Genomic DNA, 12964 nt, shown 5'->3' on the forward strand with positions numbered 1-12964 from the left:
CGGTGTGGGCCGGAGCGTTGGTGCCCCGAATTTACAGGCGGAAACACTCCGCCCTTGTAGGACAGAGGCGGCGGTTGGCGCGTCAACCCTGTGCCGGTGTGGGCACCGGGCGCTGTCGCTCGGGTACAAAAAAACTCAGGGGCGCGGTGCGCAGGCGGGCGCGGATGGCGGCATAGATGCGTGCGCGGTCCACACCGCTCACGTTCTGCGCGCGCAGTGCCAGGCTGAAGGCCAGGTAGAAGCTCACCGACACGTTCAACGCACCCAGGAAAGGCAGCGAGGCCATGGCCCACCAGAACGCTGGCATCTGCAGCACCTGCAGCCCCAGTGTGGCGCTGGCGGCCGCCATCTGCCCGGTGGACAGGGTGACGTGACGCACATCCAGCCCCAGCCCGAAGAACGCAGCAAACGCGGGTACCAGGCCGAGCATGAAGCCCAGCGAGATGTTGGCCGCAAAGCCCGACAGGTTCTCGCGCAGGAAGCGCGCCCAGCGCGCAGCGCGCTCGGCGCCCAGCAGCCCGGTGATGCGGGGGTTGTAGTGCAGGGCCGAGTCCATGCGGTGCAGCACAAACCAGTTCTCCGTCCAGCCCGCGATGATGCTGGACGCGAACAGCAGTACCCCGGTGAACGCGGCAAAGAACAGCGACGGCCCCAGCAGGTGCAGGGACTCGAACACATGCTCGGCCTGCTTCTCGCTGATGGCCGGGTGGCCGGTGGCCAGTGCAATCAACGCGGCCAGCCCCAGCACTGCCGGGAACACCACCAGTACGTTGCCCAGCACCGCGGCGACCTGCGAGCGCACCAGGTGCGTGATCTCGTCCACGAACGACTCGATGGCGTCGCCGGTGCCCAGCTCCTTGAGCTTGGCCGCCATGGCGGGCGCGGTCATGGCCGGTTGTTTGGTGGCCACCGTGAAGTGCAGCAACTGGATCAGCACAAAGCTCACGGCATAGTTGATGCCCGCCATGAAGCCGCCCCAAAAGGCCGAGAGCGCCAGCGCATACAGGCCAAACTTGATCAGGGTGGTGAAGGCCATCAGCGCCCCGCCCCCCGCCGCCTTGCGCAGCATGGAACGGTATTCGGCGCTGGTGCGGGTGATGTAGTGCTCGCCCGTTTCGGCGCTGCGCTCGGCCACCTTGGCTGCCAGCAACGAGGAGTTGGAGGCCAGCAGCGCGCGCAGGCTGCGCCGCTCCTGCCCCACCATCACCAGCTGTGCCATGAGCTGCGCCGCAGTGACAGCGGGCTGCGCGGACAGCAGGCAGTCGAGCAGCACGCGCACGCGCAAGATGCGCTCGCGAAGCTGGCGCAGGCGAAAGACCAGGCCCACCGAGATGCCGTTGTCCTCGAAGTGCGTGTACACCGTGGCGGCTGCGGCACGGCACGACTCCAGCCGCTCGCGCAGGCGCTGGGCGGTTTCGTTGAGCCAGTCGGGGGTGCGCAGGGCGTGCAGCACTTCCACGCGCAGGCTTTCCACATCGCGGATGAGCGCATGGAAGGGCTGTGCGTCGCGCGCGGATTCGCTCATGCGCAGCCGCAGTTCGGGTGCAAAACCGGTCGAGAGAATCTGCCCCGCACAATAGGTGATGGCATCGAGCAGCGCCCGGTGCCAGCGCGTGGCGCCGCCAGCGCGCTCGTCGGCGTTGTCCTGGGCCAGCAGCATCACCAGGCGATTCAGGGTGGCTTCATCCAGTGCGGCCAACCATTGCGCGTCGAACGCGCTGGGCAAGGCCAGCATGAACAGTTCGGACGCATCGATGGTCTCGGGGCTGCCGGGCAACAGCTTGGTGCGCAGGCGCTCGGCGATCTCGCTCACCAGGGCGGTGCGGGGCGCAAAGCCAAAGTCTGCGAGCAATGTGGTGATGTCCACCTGGTCTACCAGCGTCGCCCACCAGGCACGCAGCCGCACCTGAATATCAGGGCGCGCTGCAACCGCCTCCACGAACAGCTGCACCCGCCCCACAGCGGCAGGGACGGAATCCCGCTTGCCGCGCACCCAGTTCAGCAGGTAGATCAGCCACAGATGGCGATGGGCTAGATCGGCGGTGGGGTCCAGTGCGGCCAGCAGGTCGGCGAGGTCTTTGGGCTCGGCGGAATTTTTCATGGTCGGACTGCTCTCAGCAGCAAAGCAGCTCCTCCAATGGGAAGCGGCCCCACGGAAGGATGAGCGTGGGGGCTGTGGGAATGGTTCTTCAATGCAGCACCCGGCCACTCAGGGGTTCGCCCGATGGGCCGTGGCTAATCGCCTCCAGCACAAACAGGGGCACGGGCGTGTCAAACGGCTCGCCGTCCTCGGCAACGCAATGGAAGGTGCCGTGCATGGTGCCGCTGGATGTACGCAGGCGGCAGCCGCTGGTGTACTGGAACGACTCCCCGGGCTTGAGCAGGGGCTGCTGTCCCACCACGCCCAGGCCCTTAACCTCTTCGGTGTGGCCGCGCGCGTCACTGATGATCCAGTGCCGCGAGATCAGCTGGCCGGGTGCGTCCCCCGCGTTGGTGATGGTGATGGTGTATGCGAAGCTGAACACCCCCGTGTCCGGCGCGGACTGCTCGGGCAGGTATTCGGGCAGCACTTCCACGTCAAACTGGTACTTTGGCATGGGCCGCATGGTAACCGTGCGGCCCTGCATGTGGGTCACTGCCGGGCGCCAAAAACCCCAGGGGTTCTGCGCTTTGCGACAATCGGGGGATGAGCCGCACATTCCGAATCGCACCCTCCATCCTCTCTGCCGACTTTGCCCGCCTGGGCGAAGAAGTGCGCAACGTCATTGCCGCTGGCGCCGACTGGATCCATTTCGACGTGATGGACAACCATTACGTGCCCAACCTGACGTTTGGCCCCATGGTCTGCCAAGCCCTGAAGCCCCACGCCAAAACGCCTGCGGGTGCGGCCGTGCCGATTGATGTGCACCTGATGATCCAGCCGGTGGACGCTCTGGCCGCTGCGTTTGCCGACGCGGGGGCGGACTACATCAGCTTTCACCCCGATGCCTCGGGCCACGTGCATCGCAGCATCCAGGCCATCCGCTCCAAGGGCGTCAAGCCCGGCCTGGTGTTCAACCCGGCTGAGCCTCTGGATGTGCTGGACTGGGTGATCGACGACATCGACCTCATCCTGATCATGAGCGTGAACCCCGGCTTTGGCGGCCAGAGCTTCATTGACTCAGCCCTGCGCAAGATCGAAGCCGTGCGCAAGCGCATAGACGCCTCGGGCAAAGACATCCGCCTGGAAGTGGACGGCGGCATCAAGACCGACAACATCCGCCGCGTGGCCGATGCCGGCGCCGATACGTTTGTGGCGGGCAGCGCCATCTTCGGCAAGCCCGACTACCAGGGCGTGATCAACGCCATGCGCGCGCAACTGGGCTGATCACGAGCCCAGGGAGTCTGCTTAGAGCGGCTAACAAAACTCAGCGAAGCGGTTCTGGCAAGGCGCTGTGTCGCAGGCAGTACGAGCAGTACGACAAGACACAGCAACGACGCCAGAAGAGTTTTGTTAGCCGCTCTTACTGCGGCAACACGGTGGTGGTGACGGACTCGCGCAGCACACCGCCTTCAGATACTGATCCGCTGGCGGGGCCCTGTACACGGCGCACGCACTCGGCCTGCTCGTCGGCATTCTGAAAGGCGGAGCAACGCTGCGTGGCGTTGTCAGCTGCCTGTGGCCCCGGGTTGCTGAGCTGGCCCTTGCGTGCTGCGTCCTGGGCAGCTCCCGCCTCGCGCAGGCAGGTGGCGAGCGAATCCTGGGTATTGTTGGTCATGCATTTCTGACGTTCCTGCTCGTAGCGTGCGTGGGCATCCGTGGCGGGTGATGGCTGTGCCATGGCCAGGGTACTGGCGGCGAACAAAGCGCTGGCCAGTGCCAAAGACATTGGTGCGGAGGGAAAAAAGCCGGGACGTTTCATGGGAGGGCTCCTTGTTGTCGTCATTGCCCGAAGGCGTGACCGCAGCGTAGCGCTCCATCCCTGCAATGCCGTGTCGGACGGCGCGCAGCCTCCCTGTCCGCCTGGGGTGTGTTTTTCGGCGCCCCGCGTCAGCCCAGCCGCTGGAAGGTGAGCACGAATGCCACACCCCCCTCGGTGTTGCGGGCGTTGATGGTGCCGCCCATCTTGGCCATGTAGGTCTTGGCTACGAACAGGCCCTGGCCCCGGTGTTCGCCCTCGCCCAGCGGGGTGGGGCTGCCGGGGTCGGACACACCCAGTTCAAAAATCCGCTCCAGCAGGTCTTCGGCAATCGTCGATCCCTGGTTGTGCAGCGTGGCACTGGCGGTGGATTCTGACGCGCTGAGCGTCAACGTGATCGGGCTGCCTGCGGGCCGGTAGCGGTCGGCGTTGCGCAGGATGTGGGTCACCACGTCTTCGAGTGCAAACTCGTCGGCGCGCACGATGACCGGGCCAGGTTGGCTGGTGCTCGGCGCGTACACCACATCCAGAATGCCTGCAAAGTGTGCGTTGTCGGCCACGTTGCGCAAGAAGGCATCCAGGTCCAGCCGCCCCTCGGGCACGTCGGCGGCCTGCAGCGCCTCGGCGGGCGATGCCGTGCCATAGAGCACATGGATGGCCTGCTGCATGCGCTGCACATAGCGGTGGCCGGGGTCTTGCGGGCCGTTCAGCGCCATCAGCGACTGCAGGGGCGACATGATTTCGTGCCCTACGGCGTGCCACATGTCGCGCTCTTGCTGGGCGCGCAGTTGCTCACGCTGCAGGTCGTCCTTCACGCGCTGCAGCAGGTCGGCCAGGCCCCCGGCCAGAATGCCCAGCTCGTCCGATCCGCGCAGGTCGGACACGTCCAGATCACCCAGCCTGGGGCCCGTGTGGCCAGGCTGCACGTTGTACGACACCGCTGCGGCGCGGCGGGTGAGGGCTGTCACGCGGCGGATCAGGCCCACCTCCACCACCAGCCAGGCCAGCGCAATGGCGCCCAGCATGGCGCCCAGGTACCACGACAGGCGCGTGGCCACGGCGGCCAGGCCTTGCTCCACCCCGCGCAGATGGCCGGTGAAGTTCACCACGTAGTTGCCGGTCGGCGTGTCCAGAATGTCCAGGCCTGTGGGGGCCTCTGGTGGCGTAGCTGCCGGGCCCACGCCTGCTGCCTCCAGCGGCAGCCAGCGGATCAGCCGCAACAGCCAGGGCGCTGAGGGCTCGGCCTGCACCTCGACGCCCTTGAGGGTGAGGGCACTGGCCTCGTCGCTGCCCATTTTGCGGATCTGCACCCGTTCGCCCGGCAGCAGGCTGCGCGAGAGGTCGCCCAGCGATGCGGCCAATTGCGCACCGGGCGCGTTGCTGTCAAACAGCGGCCTGGCGTCTTCGCCCGGCGCCAGCATCTCGACCCGCACACGCATTTGCCCCAGGTCTTCGGGCGGCCAGACCAGGGGCTCGTCCTTGCGAAACAGCGCTTCGCGGAACAGCTCGACGGGCAGGCGGATCGAGTAGTGGGTGCGGCGCAGGCAGTCCGTCGCTGAAGCCTCGCCAGTGAGGGCGCCAGCAGAGGTGCCAGTGGAGGCTTGGTTGGTGGGCTTAGGCGGCAGATCGCGGCACTGGCCGTTTTGCCACAGCCAGCCGCGAAAGTCGCGCACGGGCCGTGCACGCGCGTCGAGCTGCGGCGCGCCGTTGTCCACAAATCCCGTCAGGCGCCCGCGCACGGCAGCGCTTCCCTGCGCGGGCATGGCCTCGTACGGCGCAATCCAGCGGTAGGTGGCGCCGCGCATGTCCAGGCTGATGCGCGCACGGTGCGCCTCGGCGGGCACCAGTGCGCCGCGCTCGCGGGGCGTCAGCTCGCCCGCATAAAAGCTGCCCACCAGGTAAATGAAGCCGCCCGCGTACGGGTTGTTGCCAATCGCCGCGCACACCGAGGCCCCGTCGGGATACTGCACCGCGCAGCCCGCCATCTCCACCGCCTGCTGCGATTTTTGCGGGTCGTCAAAGTCGATGGCTGCGTAGGGCAGCAGCAGCGGTGCCAGCGGCGTCACGCCCTGGCCCAGGTGGCTGGCGTTGAGCAGCGCCAACTGACCCGAGGGGTGGCGCAGCCGCGCCATGACCTCGGCCTGGCTGCGCACAAAGCCGTGCTGGTAGGCCTGCCAGGCGCGTTCCTTTTCGTCTTTGAGCACCACCACGCTCAGCGCCACCGTGGCCAGGGCCAGCAGCACAAACACGCCGCGCACCAAGATGCGCAGGCGGAATGCTGGCAGGCCTAGGCGGGGCATTTCCAGGCGCGATATTTCAAGTGCGGGGTGCAGTAGGCGTTTCACTCCATTCCTCTCTCGTGAAAGTACCGTGCAGGGCGGCCAAAACTGGCGCCGCCCAGGCCAGGGCTGCCGCGCAAGGGCCGCCCCGCCGCGCTGGCTGCGTCCCCCTGCCCGCATTGCGCAGCAATGCGAGAGCGGGGGGAAGGCCCGCAGGGCCTCAGGGGGGTGTTCACCTTCCCGTCCAGCGGAAACCGCGCATGGGCACGTTTTCAATGCCTTCAAAACTGGGGTCCACTTCACGCAGCGCCTCGCGAATGGTGCTCACATGCTTGCGCACGTTGTCGCGGTTGCGGCCGCTTTTCACCACCTCGAACAGTTCGTCGTACGACACCACTTCGCCACTGCGCTGGTGCAGCGTGGCTAGGATGCGCTGGGCTGTGAGCGGCAGGTTGATGCGCTCGCCGCGCCAGGTGGGGGTGCGTTGCCACAGCGGGTCCAGCACCAGCGCATCGCCCACCGATGAAGCGGCTGTGCTGGCCGGGGCCTGCACCTGCGTGGTGCGCAGGATGTCGAGAAAAGTCTCGATGAAATCGGCCTCTTCAAACGTGGTTTTCTGCAGGTAGTCCCACGCATCGAGCGCCTTCATGATGCTGCGGTAAATGGCCGCTGGCATGGCCGACACCACCAGCACCGGCGTGCCCTGGCGCAGCTTGTTGATGGCGTTGATGAGGGCCACGCCCGCATGGCGCTCGCGGCCCAGTTCGATGTCCAGCACCACGGCGTCGTAGTGCTCACGGGCCAGCGCGGCCTCGGCCTCGTCGCGGGTGAACCACTGGTCGATGACGATGCCGCTCTTGGCGCTGCGTATCCACCCGGCCAACTGGTTGCTGGTGGGCAGGTCGTCTTCGATCACGGCAATGCGGGTCATAGGCAGGCGGGCAGTAAGGGGTGGGCGGATTATCCCGGCGGCCCGCGCCGGGCGGTGTGAGTTTTTCTTCCGGGGCCGGAAGGTTCGTGCGGACTGCGTGAGCGCATTGGGGGCTGCGCTGCATTGTTGCTTCCGGGATGGATTCGAACAATCGGTCCTCAATGAGCCAGCCACTTTGGCGGCTCAGAACCGACAACAACACCGAACCAACCGAGAGAGAAACACCATGAAAGCCACCTGGAACCGCATCGTGCAGACCCTGAAGGGCCGTCGCTCCACTCCCTTGCCCGAAGCGGGCACGGAACCGGTGCTGGGCGCTGATCTGCAAGACATCACCCCCACGGCAGACCCCGTGTCGGCAGCCCCGTTGAACTGGTCCTACCTGCTGCCCACCGCCCGCACCGTGCGCTGGCTGGCCGTTTGCACCGTGGTGGCCGCAGCGGGCTTGATGGTGTATCGCAATCCCCCGGTACAACACCTGGCGCAAGGTGACCTGGGTGTGCGCCTGAACCAGTTCACCGGCGCGGTGAGCCTGTGGCGCGATGGTAGCGTGTGGGTGGTGCCCGGCCTGCACACGGTGCGCGTGTTCTCTCTGCGCGATCAGAGCTACCGCCCCGAAGCCATGCGCCAGGCCACGGGCAGCGCGCCGCTGCAGTCGGTCGAAGGCCTGTCGCTGGGGCTGGACCTGAGCGTGCGCTATGCGCTGGACCCCAACTCGCCCGCTGTGAAGGCGGGCAACCTTCCCGACAACGTGGGCGCTGACATCGTCGAGCCTGCCGTGCAGGGCCTGGTCTACAAGGTGTTTGCCCGCTACACGGTGCGGGAAATCTTTTCGTCCAAACGGGCCGAGATCGCGCAGATTATCGAAACCGAACTGCGTACCCGCCTGGCGACCGATGGCGTCACGCTGCGCAGCCTGCAGATCGGCAAGGTGGATTTGCCCGCCGAGTACCGCCGGGGCATGGATAGCCTGCTGGCCGAAGAGTTGGCCTCCGAAAAAATGCGCTACACACTGGAACTGAAGGACAAGCGCGTGAAGGAAACCGAGCTGGACGCCAACGCAGACAAGGTGCGCCGCGAAGTGGCCGCCGAAGCCGCCGCCCGCGAGCAGGTCATTGCCGCCAAGGCCCAGGAAGAAGCCATGAAGCATGTGCTGCCCTTCAAGCAGCGCCAGATCGAGCAGCGCCAGCTGGAAGCCGAAGCCGAGCGTGTGGCCCGTGTGAAGGCCGCCGAAGGCGCCGCCCAGGCCCGCCGCATCGAAGCCAATGGCGAGGCCGACGCCCGCCAGAAGCTGGCCGAGGCCGAGGCCTACCGCATGGACCGCGTGGGCAAGGTCAATGCCGAGCAAATGGCCCGCGAAGGCGCGCTGGTGACCAAGCACCCGCTGCTCATCCAGAAGACGCTGGCCGACAAGCTCTCGGACAAGATCCAGGTCATCATCGCGCCCCCGCCCACCAATGGTGACTTCATCGGTGCCGCGCTACTGGGCGGCCAACGCAATGCTCAGGCCAGTGCAGCCCAGGCTGCGGCAGTGGCCGACGACGCCACCACCACCCAAGCTGTGGAGCAATGAACATGAACGCCACCCTCGCTACCTTGCTGGCCGCCGTCGCCAGCGCCGCAGTGACCGTGGCGGCCGAGGCCGCCCCACAGCCATCTTCCAGCGCCCAGGGCAGCGCCATCGTGGTGCAAGACCAGGCCAGCCTGCGCGCAGCCCCCCGTGACGGTGCCCAGCAGCAGGCCAGCCTGTGGCAGGGCGAAGTGCTGGAAGTGCGCGGCGAGCGCCTCGACTACCTGCAGGTGTGGGACCACAAGCGCGAGCGGGGTGGCTTCATCCGCGCCAGCGACGTGCGCCGCGTGGCACTGACCGAGGCCGAAGGCCCTGCGCTGCTGGCCGTCATGCGCTTTGTGCAAGATACGCCCGGCGCCGAGGCGCTGGGCATTGGTCTGACGGCCGCCTACCTGCAAGCCGCGCCTGCAAAGGCTTTGGCTGGCGTGGAGGGCGCGCAGGCCTTCGATGCGCTGGGCACCTTTGCCGACCGGCTGGCCCGCCGCGCCTCGGTGGCCGTGCCGGGCAAGGCGTCAGGCGCCACGCTGTCCGCGCACCTGGATGTGGCCAACGGCTACGGCGTGCGCTTTGCCACCTACGAGGTCGAAGGTCGTATGCAGGTCTGCTACGAGGGCGAGGCCTTTCGCCGCCTGCTGGCCATGCCCGTGGCCGATGCCGAGCAGCGCGCCCGCGCCGCCCTGGCGCTGACCCGCCCCGAGTGCATCAACCCCGACCTGCCCGCGCACGAGCGTGCGAAGGTCACCACCTGGCAGGCCGACGTGCTGGAGCGCGTGGAGGTGGCCAACCTGCCCGGCTATCTGCGCAACCGCGTGCAAATGCGCCGCGCCAGCGTGTGGGGCGCCGCCGCCTTTCAGCAGGCGCGCAAGAATGCGAGTGACCCAGCGGTGGCCGCTGCCGCTGCCCGTGCATTGACGGAACTCAGCGGCGTGAGCAAGGCCGAACTGCCCGACGAAGACCTGGCCGCTTACAACGACGCCGCCATGCGCGTGAGTGCTGTGCGCTGGGCCTTGGTGCCCGCCGCCGCGCCCGCGGTTGCTGCCGGCACTCGTCCCACACTGCTGACCGAGCCTGGCGCCCCCGGCGAAACCTGCGTGCTGCTGGTGGACGCGCAACATAGCGCCAAGGCCCCGCTGCTGCGCCGCTGCACCTACGGCGTGGTATGGGCCGCATCGGCCAGCACCAACCGCGAAGGCACGGCCGTGGCCCTGGCGGTGCAGCCGATGGAAGGCTGGCGCGAGCTGTGGGTGCTGCGCAAAACCGAAGGCGGCTGGCTGGCCGATGTGCTGCCACCCGCCGCCGCCACTCCCGAGACCGGCGTGGCCGAATGGGCGGGCTGGGTACCCGGCGGCCAGCAAATGCTGGTGGCCCGCGAAGCCCGGGGCCAGGGCCGCTACCGCAAGAGCTTTGAAGTGGTGCGGCTGGAGGGCCTGACCACGGAGCGCGTGACCGGCGATGTTGCCGCGCTGCCCCTGTTCCAGCGCTGGCAAGACCCGGCATGGAAGCGCGAAACGCTGAGCTTGCGTTGAACGAAGCAAGCTAGGTCGGGGGAGGATTTGGCGGGGTCCGTAAACTTGGCCCCGTCTTTTTCACTGAATGCCTGCTTCATGCCCGCTGCCGTTACGCCTTCGCTGTCCATCTTGCTCACCCGTGTGGACGCCGCCATCATCGACCTGGACGGAACCATGGTGGACACCATGGGTGATTTCAACGAGGCCCTGAACCGCATGCTGCGTGAGCTGGAGCTGCCGTCGATTGCAGCCCAGACGATCGAGCACATGGTGGGCAAGGGGTCGGAGCATCTGTTGCGCTCAGTGCTGAATCACGTCCTGGCGCAGGTCAATCAAGCCTCTATTGCTACGGAAATTGAAGCGCTCTATCCGTCGGCATGGGCCAGCTACCAGCGCCACTACCTCGCCATCAATGGCCAGTACGCGGGGGTGTATGACGGTGTGAAGGCGGGGCTGCAGGTTTTGCAAGACCGGGGCCTGCGGCTGGCGTGCCTGACCAACAAGCCTCGGGACTTTGCGCTGCCCCTGCTGCAGTCCAAGGGCCTTGACGGGTATTTCGAGAAGGTCTTCGGTGGCGACTCGTTCGAGCGCAAAAAGCCTGACCCGTTGCCATTGCTCAAGACCTGCGAAGCCTTGGGTACCGATCCCGCGCGCACGCTCGTGGTGGGCGACTCCAGCAACGATGCGCAGGCCGCGCGGGCGGCCGGGTGCCCGGTGGTGCTGGTCACCTACGGCTACAACCACGGCCAGCCCGTGCGGGCCGTGGATGCCGATGGTTTTGTGGATTCGCTGGCTCAACTGACCTGAGCCTGCCGGTTCGGTCAGCGGGGCGCTGGCGTTCAGGCGGTGAGCTGGCGCGGCGCCACGTTGCGGTAGTCCAGACGCGACGCTGCGGGGGCGCTGCTGCGCACTAGGGCGGGCGCGGAGCTGTTGTGGCGCGTGGCGTTGTCCGAAAGGCGGAACACCGCCACGGCATCCACCAGCTGGCCGGCCTGGGTTTTGAGGCTGTCGGCGGCTGCGGCACTTTGTTCCACCAGGGCGGCGTTTTGCTGCGTGGCCTGGTCCATCTGCGTGATGGCTTCGCCGACTTGTGAGACGCCCTGGCTCTGTTCGCTGCTGGCTGCGCTGATCTCACCCATGATGTCGGTCACGCGGCGGATGGCGCTGACCACCTCGGTCATGGTGGCGCCAGCCTTGTCCACCAGGGCCGTGCCACGCTCCACGCGTTCCACGCTGGTGCCAATCAGGCCCTTGATCTCCTTGGCGGCTTCGGCGCTGCGTTGCGCCAGGCTGCGTACTTCGCCCGCCACCACCGCAAAGCCGCGGCCCTGTTCGCCTGCGCGCGCAGCCTCCACGGCGGCGTTCAGCGCCAGGATGTTGGTCTGGAAGGCGATGCCGTCGATCACGCTGATGATGTCGGCGATCTTGCGGCTGCTGTCGTTGATGCCCTTCATGGTGTCCACCACCTCGGCCACCACGTCGCCGCCCTGCTGGGCGACGGTGGATGCGCTCATGGCCAGCTGGTTGGCGGTGCGGGCGTTGTCGGCGTTCTGGCGCACGGTGGAGCCCAGCTCTTCCATGGAGGCGGCGGTTTCTTCCAGGGCGCTGGCCTGCTGTTCGGTGCGGGCACTCAGGTCATTGTTGCCCGATGCAATCTCGGCACTGGCCGTGGCCACGCCCTCAGCGCTGTAGCGCACGTTCCCCACGATGGTAGCCAGGCGTGATTGCATGGTCGACAACGCCTGCAGCAGCTGGCCGGTTTCATCGTTGCCCTTGGCGGTGATGGGGTGGGTCAGGTCGCCATCGGCAATGCTTTCGGCGGCTTGCTGGCCTTGCTGCAAGGGGCGGACGATGGAGCGCGTGACGGTCAGGCCCATCAGCGCGCCCAGCGCAACAGCCACCAGCGTGCCCACACCCAGCAGCACCTGGCTGGCTTTGGCCATGGTGGAGGTGTCGGCCTGGCTTTCGGCCAGCTGGGCGGCCATCGTCTTGCGCAGGTCGTCGAGGGACTGGAGGTATTTGTCGGCCAGCGGGCGCAGGTCCTTGTCCACCAGGGCGGGCACGTTGGGCTCGCCGCCGCGGTGCAGTTCCCGGATTTCGTTGAGCTTGTCGTTGTAGGCCTGACGGGCCGTGGCAATCGCAGCCAAAAGGCCCTTGGCCTTGTCGCCTTGCACCAGCGCCTCAATGCGCTTGACCTTGGCTTCCATGCCCTTGGCCGTCGCCTGCGTGTCGGCGGTGAGCTTGTCCATGTAGTCGCGGTCAATGGCCTTGAGGAACGCTTCGGTACGCACCCAGTTCAGGCGGATGTCCGACGCCCAGTCTTCCACCAGGGTCTGCTGCTCGATCTCCTGCGTGGCGACGCGCTCACTGGCACTTTGCAGGCTGGCGATGCGCCACATTCCGGTGGCCGCGATGAGGGCTGTGATGAGCAAGATGGCGCCGAAGGATGCGCTCAGGCGCAAGCCGACGGAAAGGTTGCTGAGTTTCATGGTGGTGTCTGGCGCGAAGGAGGGCAGGGATCACAAGGGGCGTTACAGACGGCTCGTTGCGGGGCGCGGGTAGCGCATAAAACTCGGTTCAGGCCGTGGCCTCGGACGCTGCGGGTGTGCGCAGCGGGAGGCCGGTTGTCGCGTCGTCGGAAGTCTCAAGAAGATGGGAAATGGCTGTGGCGAAATAAGTAAGAGGCAGGCTACTCCCGGGTAGAGGGTGCGTCTGTCGGACGCGCGACAACTGGGGCCGGGAGAGCGTGGGTGTTTGCCCTAAGGCAACCAGGGCTC

Annotated in this window: 10 protein-coding genes; 4 read left to right on the forward strand and 6 right to left on the reverse strand. The window is 66.9% G+C overall.

Annotated elements, in window-relative coordinates:
- Positions 1-82: 82 nt before the first annotated feature.
- Both ACODSM_RS06060 and apaG read right to left on the reverse strand, forming a co-directional pair.
- Positions 83-2101: a site-specific recombinase gene (locus ACODSM_RS06060; RefSeq protein ID WP_488804669.1), complete on the reverse strand. Its 2019-nt coding sequence runs from the start codon at positions 2099-2101 to the stop codon at positions 83-85.
- Positions 2102-2189: 88 nt separating this feature from the next.
- On the reverse strand, positions 2190-2597 hold the full coding sequence (apaG, locus tag ACODSM_RS06065) for a Co2+/Mg2+ efflux protein ApaG (RefSeq protein ID WP_015016065.1): 408 nt from the start codon (positions 2595-2597) through the stop codon (positions 2190-2192).
- A gap of 89 nt (positions 2598-2686) precedes the next feature.
- On the opposite strand from apaG, the gene rpe reads away from it, so the two are divergent.
- Positions 2687-3367, forward strand: coding sequence for a ribulose-phosphate 3-epimerase (gene rpe / locus ACODSM_RS06070; RefSeq protein ID WP_295942999.1), 681 nt, complete (start codon positions 2687-2689; stop codon positions 3365-3367).
- 136 nt (positions 3368-3503) lie between these two features.
- On the opposite strand, the gene ACODSM_RS06075 is transcribed toward rpe, so the two are convergent.
- From ACODSM_RS06075 to ACODSM_RS06085, 3 genes are all read right to left on the reverse strand, one after another.
- Positions 3504-3902 carry a hypothetical protein gene (locus tag ACODSM_RS06075; RefSeq protein ID WP_488804670.1) on the reverse strand — a complete coding sequence of 133 codons (399 nt, stop codon included), beginning with the start codon at positions 3900-3902 and terminating at the stop codon, positions 3504-3506.
- Between the two features lie 128 nt (positions 3903-4030).
- A complete protein-coding gene (locus ACODSM_RS06080; protein ID WP_488804671.1) occupies positions 4031-6244 on the reverse strand; it encodes a sensor histidine kinase in 2214 nt (737 codons plus the stop codon).
- A 166-nt stretch (positions 6245-6410) separates the two neighbouring features.
- Positions 6411-7109 carry a response regulator transcription factor gene (locus tag ACODSM_RS06085; protein ID WP_488804672.1) on the reverse strand — a complete coding sequence of 233 codons (699 nt, stop codon included), beginning with the start codon at positions 7107-7109 and terminating at the stop codon, positions 6411-6413.
- Positions 7110-7335: 226 nt separating this feature from the next.
- Here ACODSM_RS06085 and ACODSM_RS06090 point away from each other — a divergent pair, with 226 nt between their 5' ends.
- The 3 genes from ACODSM_RS06090 to gph all read left to right on the forward strand — a co-directional run bounded on the left by ACODSM_RS06090 (position 7336) and on the right by gph (position 10994).
- The gene (locus tag ACODSM_RS06090; protein WP_488804673.1) at positions 7336-8682 is read left to right on the forward strand and encodes an SPFH domain-containing protein; all 1347 of its coding nucleotides are present in this window, start codon (positions 7336-7338) and stop codon (positions 8680-8682) included.
- A gap of 2 nt (positions 8683-8684) precedes the next feature.
- Positions 8685-10205 carry a hypothetical protein gene (locus ACODSM_RS06095; RefSeq protein WP_488804674.1) on the forward strand — a complete coding sequence of 507 codons (1521 nt, stop codon included), beginning with the start codon at positions 8685-8687 and terminating at the stop codon, positions 10203-10205.
- A 78-nt stretch (positions 10206-10283) separates the two neighbouring features.
- On the forward strand, positions 10284-10994 hold the full coding sequence (gene gph, locus ACODSM_RS06100; RefSeq protein ID WP_488804675.1) for a phosphoglycolate phosphatase: 711 nt from the start codon (positions 10284-10286) through the stop codon (positions 10992-10994).
- A gap of 32 nt (positions 10995-11026) precedes the next feature.
- On the opposite strand, the gene ACODSM_RS06105 is transcribed toward gph, so the two are convergent.
- Entirely contained in the window at positions 11027-12676 is a 1650-nt protein-coding gene (locus ACODSM_RS06105; protein ID WP_488804676.1) for a methyl-accepting chemotaxis protein, read from the reverse strand.
- Positions 12677-12964 lie beyond the last annotated feature (288 nt).

It is taken from the genome of Acidovorax sp. FG42 (genome assembly GCF_057809195.1).

Bases quoted from the DNA above. Each gene is read 5' to 3' on its own strand.
- ACODSM_RS06060 (WP_488804669.1), bottom strand. From the start codon at position 2,101: ATGAAAAATTCCGCCGAGCCCAAAGACCTCGCCGACCTGCTGGCCGCA.
- apaG (WP_015016065.1), bottom strand. From the start codon at position 2,597: ATGCCAAAGTACCAGTTTGACGTGGAAGTGCTGCCCGAATACCTGCCC.
- rpe (WP_295942999.1), top strand. From the start codon at position 2,687: ATGAGCCGCACATTCCGAATCGCACCCTCCATCCTCTCTGCCGACTTT.
- ACODSM_RS06075 (WP_488804670.1), bottom strand. From the start codon at position 3,902: ATGAAACGTCCCGGCTTTTTTCCCTCCGCACCAATGTCTTTGGCACTG.
- ACODSM_RS06085 (WP_488804672.1), bottom strand. From the start codon at position 7,109: ATGACCCGCATTGCCGTGATCGAAGACGACCTGCCCACCAGCAACCAG.
- ACODSM_RS06090 (WP_488804673.1), top strand. From the start codon at position 7,336: ATGAAAGCCACCTGGAACCGCATCGTGCAGACCCTGAAGGGCCGTCGC.
- ACODSM_RS06095 (WP_488804674.1), top strand. From the start codon at position 8,685: ATGAACGCCACCCTCGCTACCTTGCTGGCCGCCGTCGCCAGCGCCGCA.
- gph (WP_488804675.1), top strand. From the start codon at position 10,284: ATGCCCGCTGCCGTTACGCCTTCGCTGTCCATCTTGCTCACCCGTGTG.
- ACODSM_RS06105 (WP_488804676.1), bottom strand. From the start codon at position 12,676: ATGAAACTCAGCAACCTTTCCGTCGGCTTGCGCCTGAGCGCATCCTTC.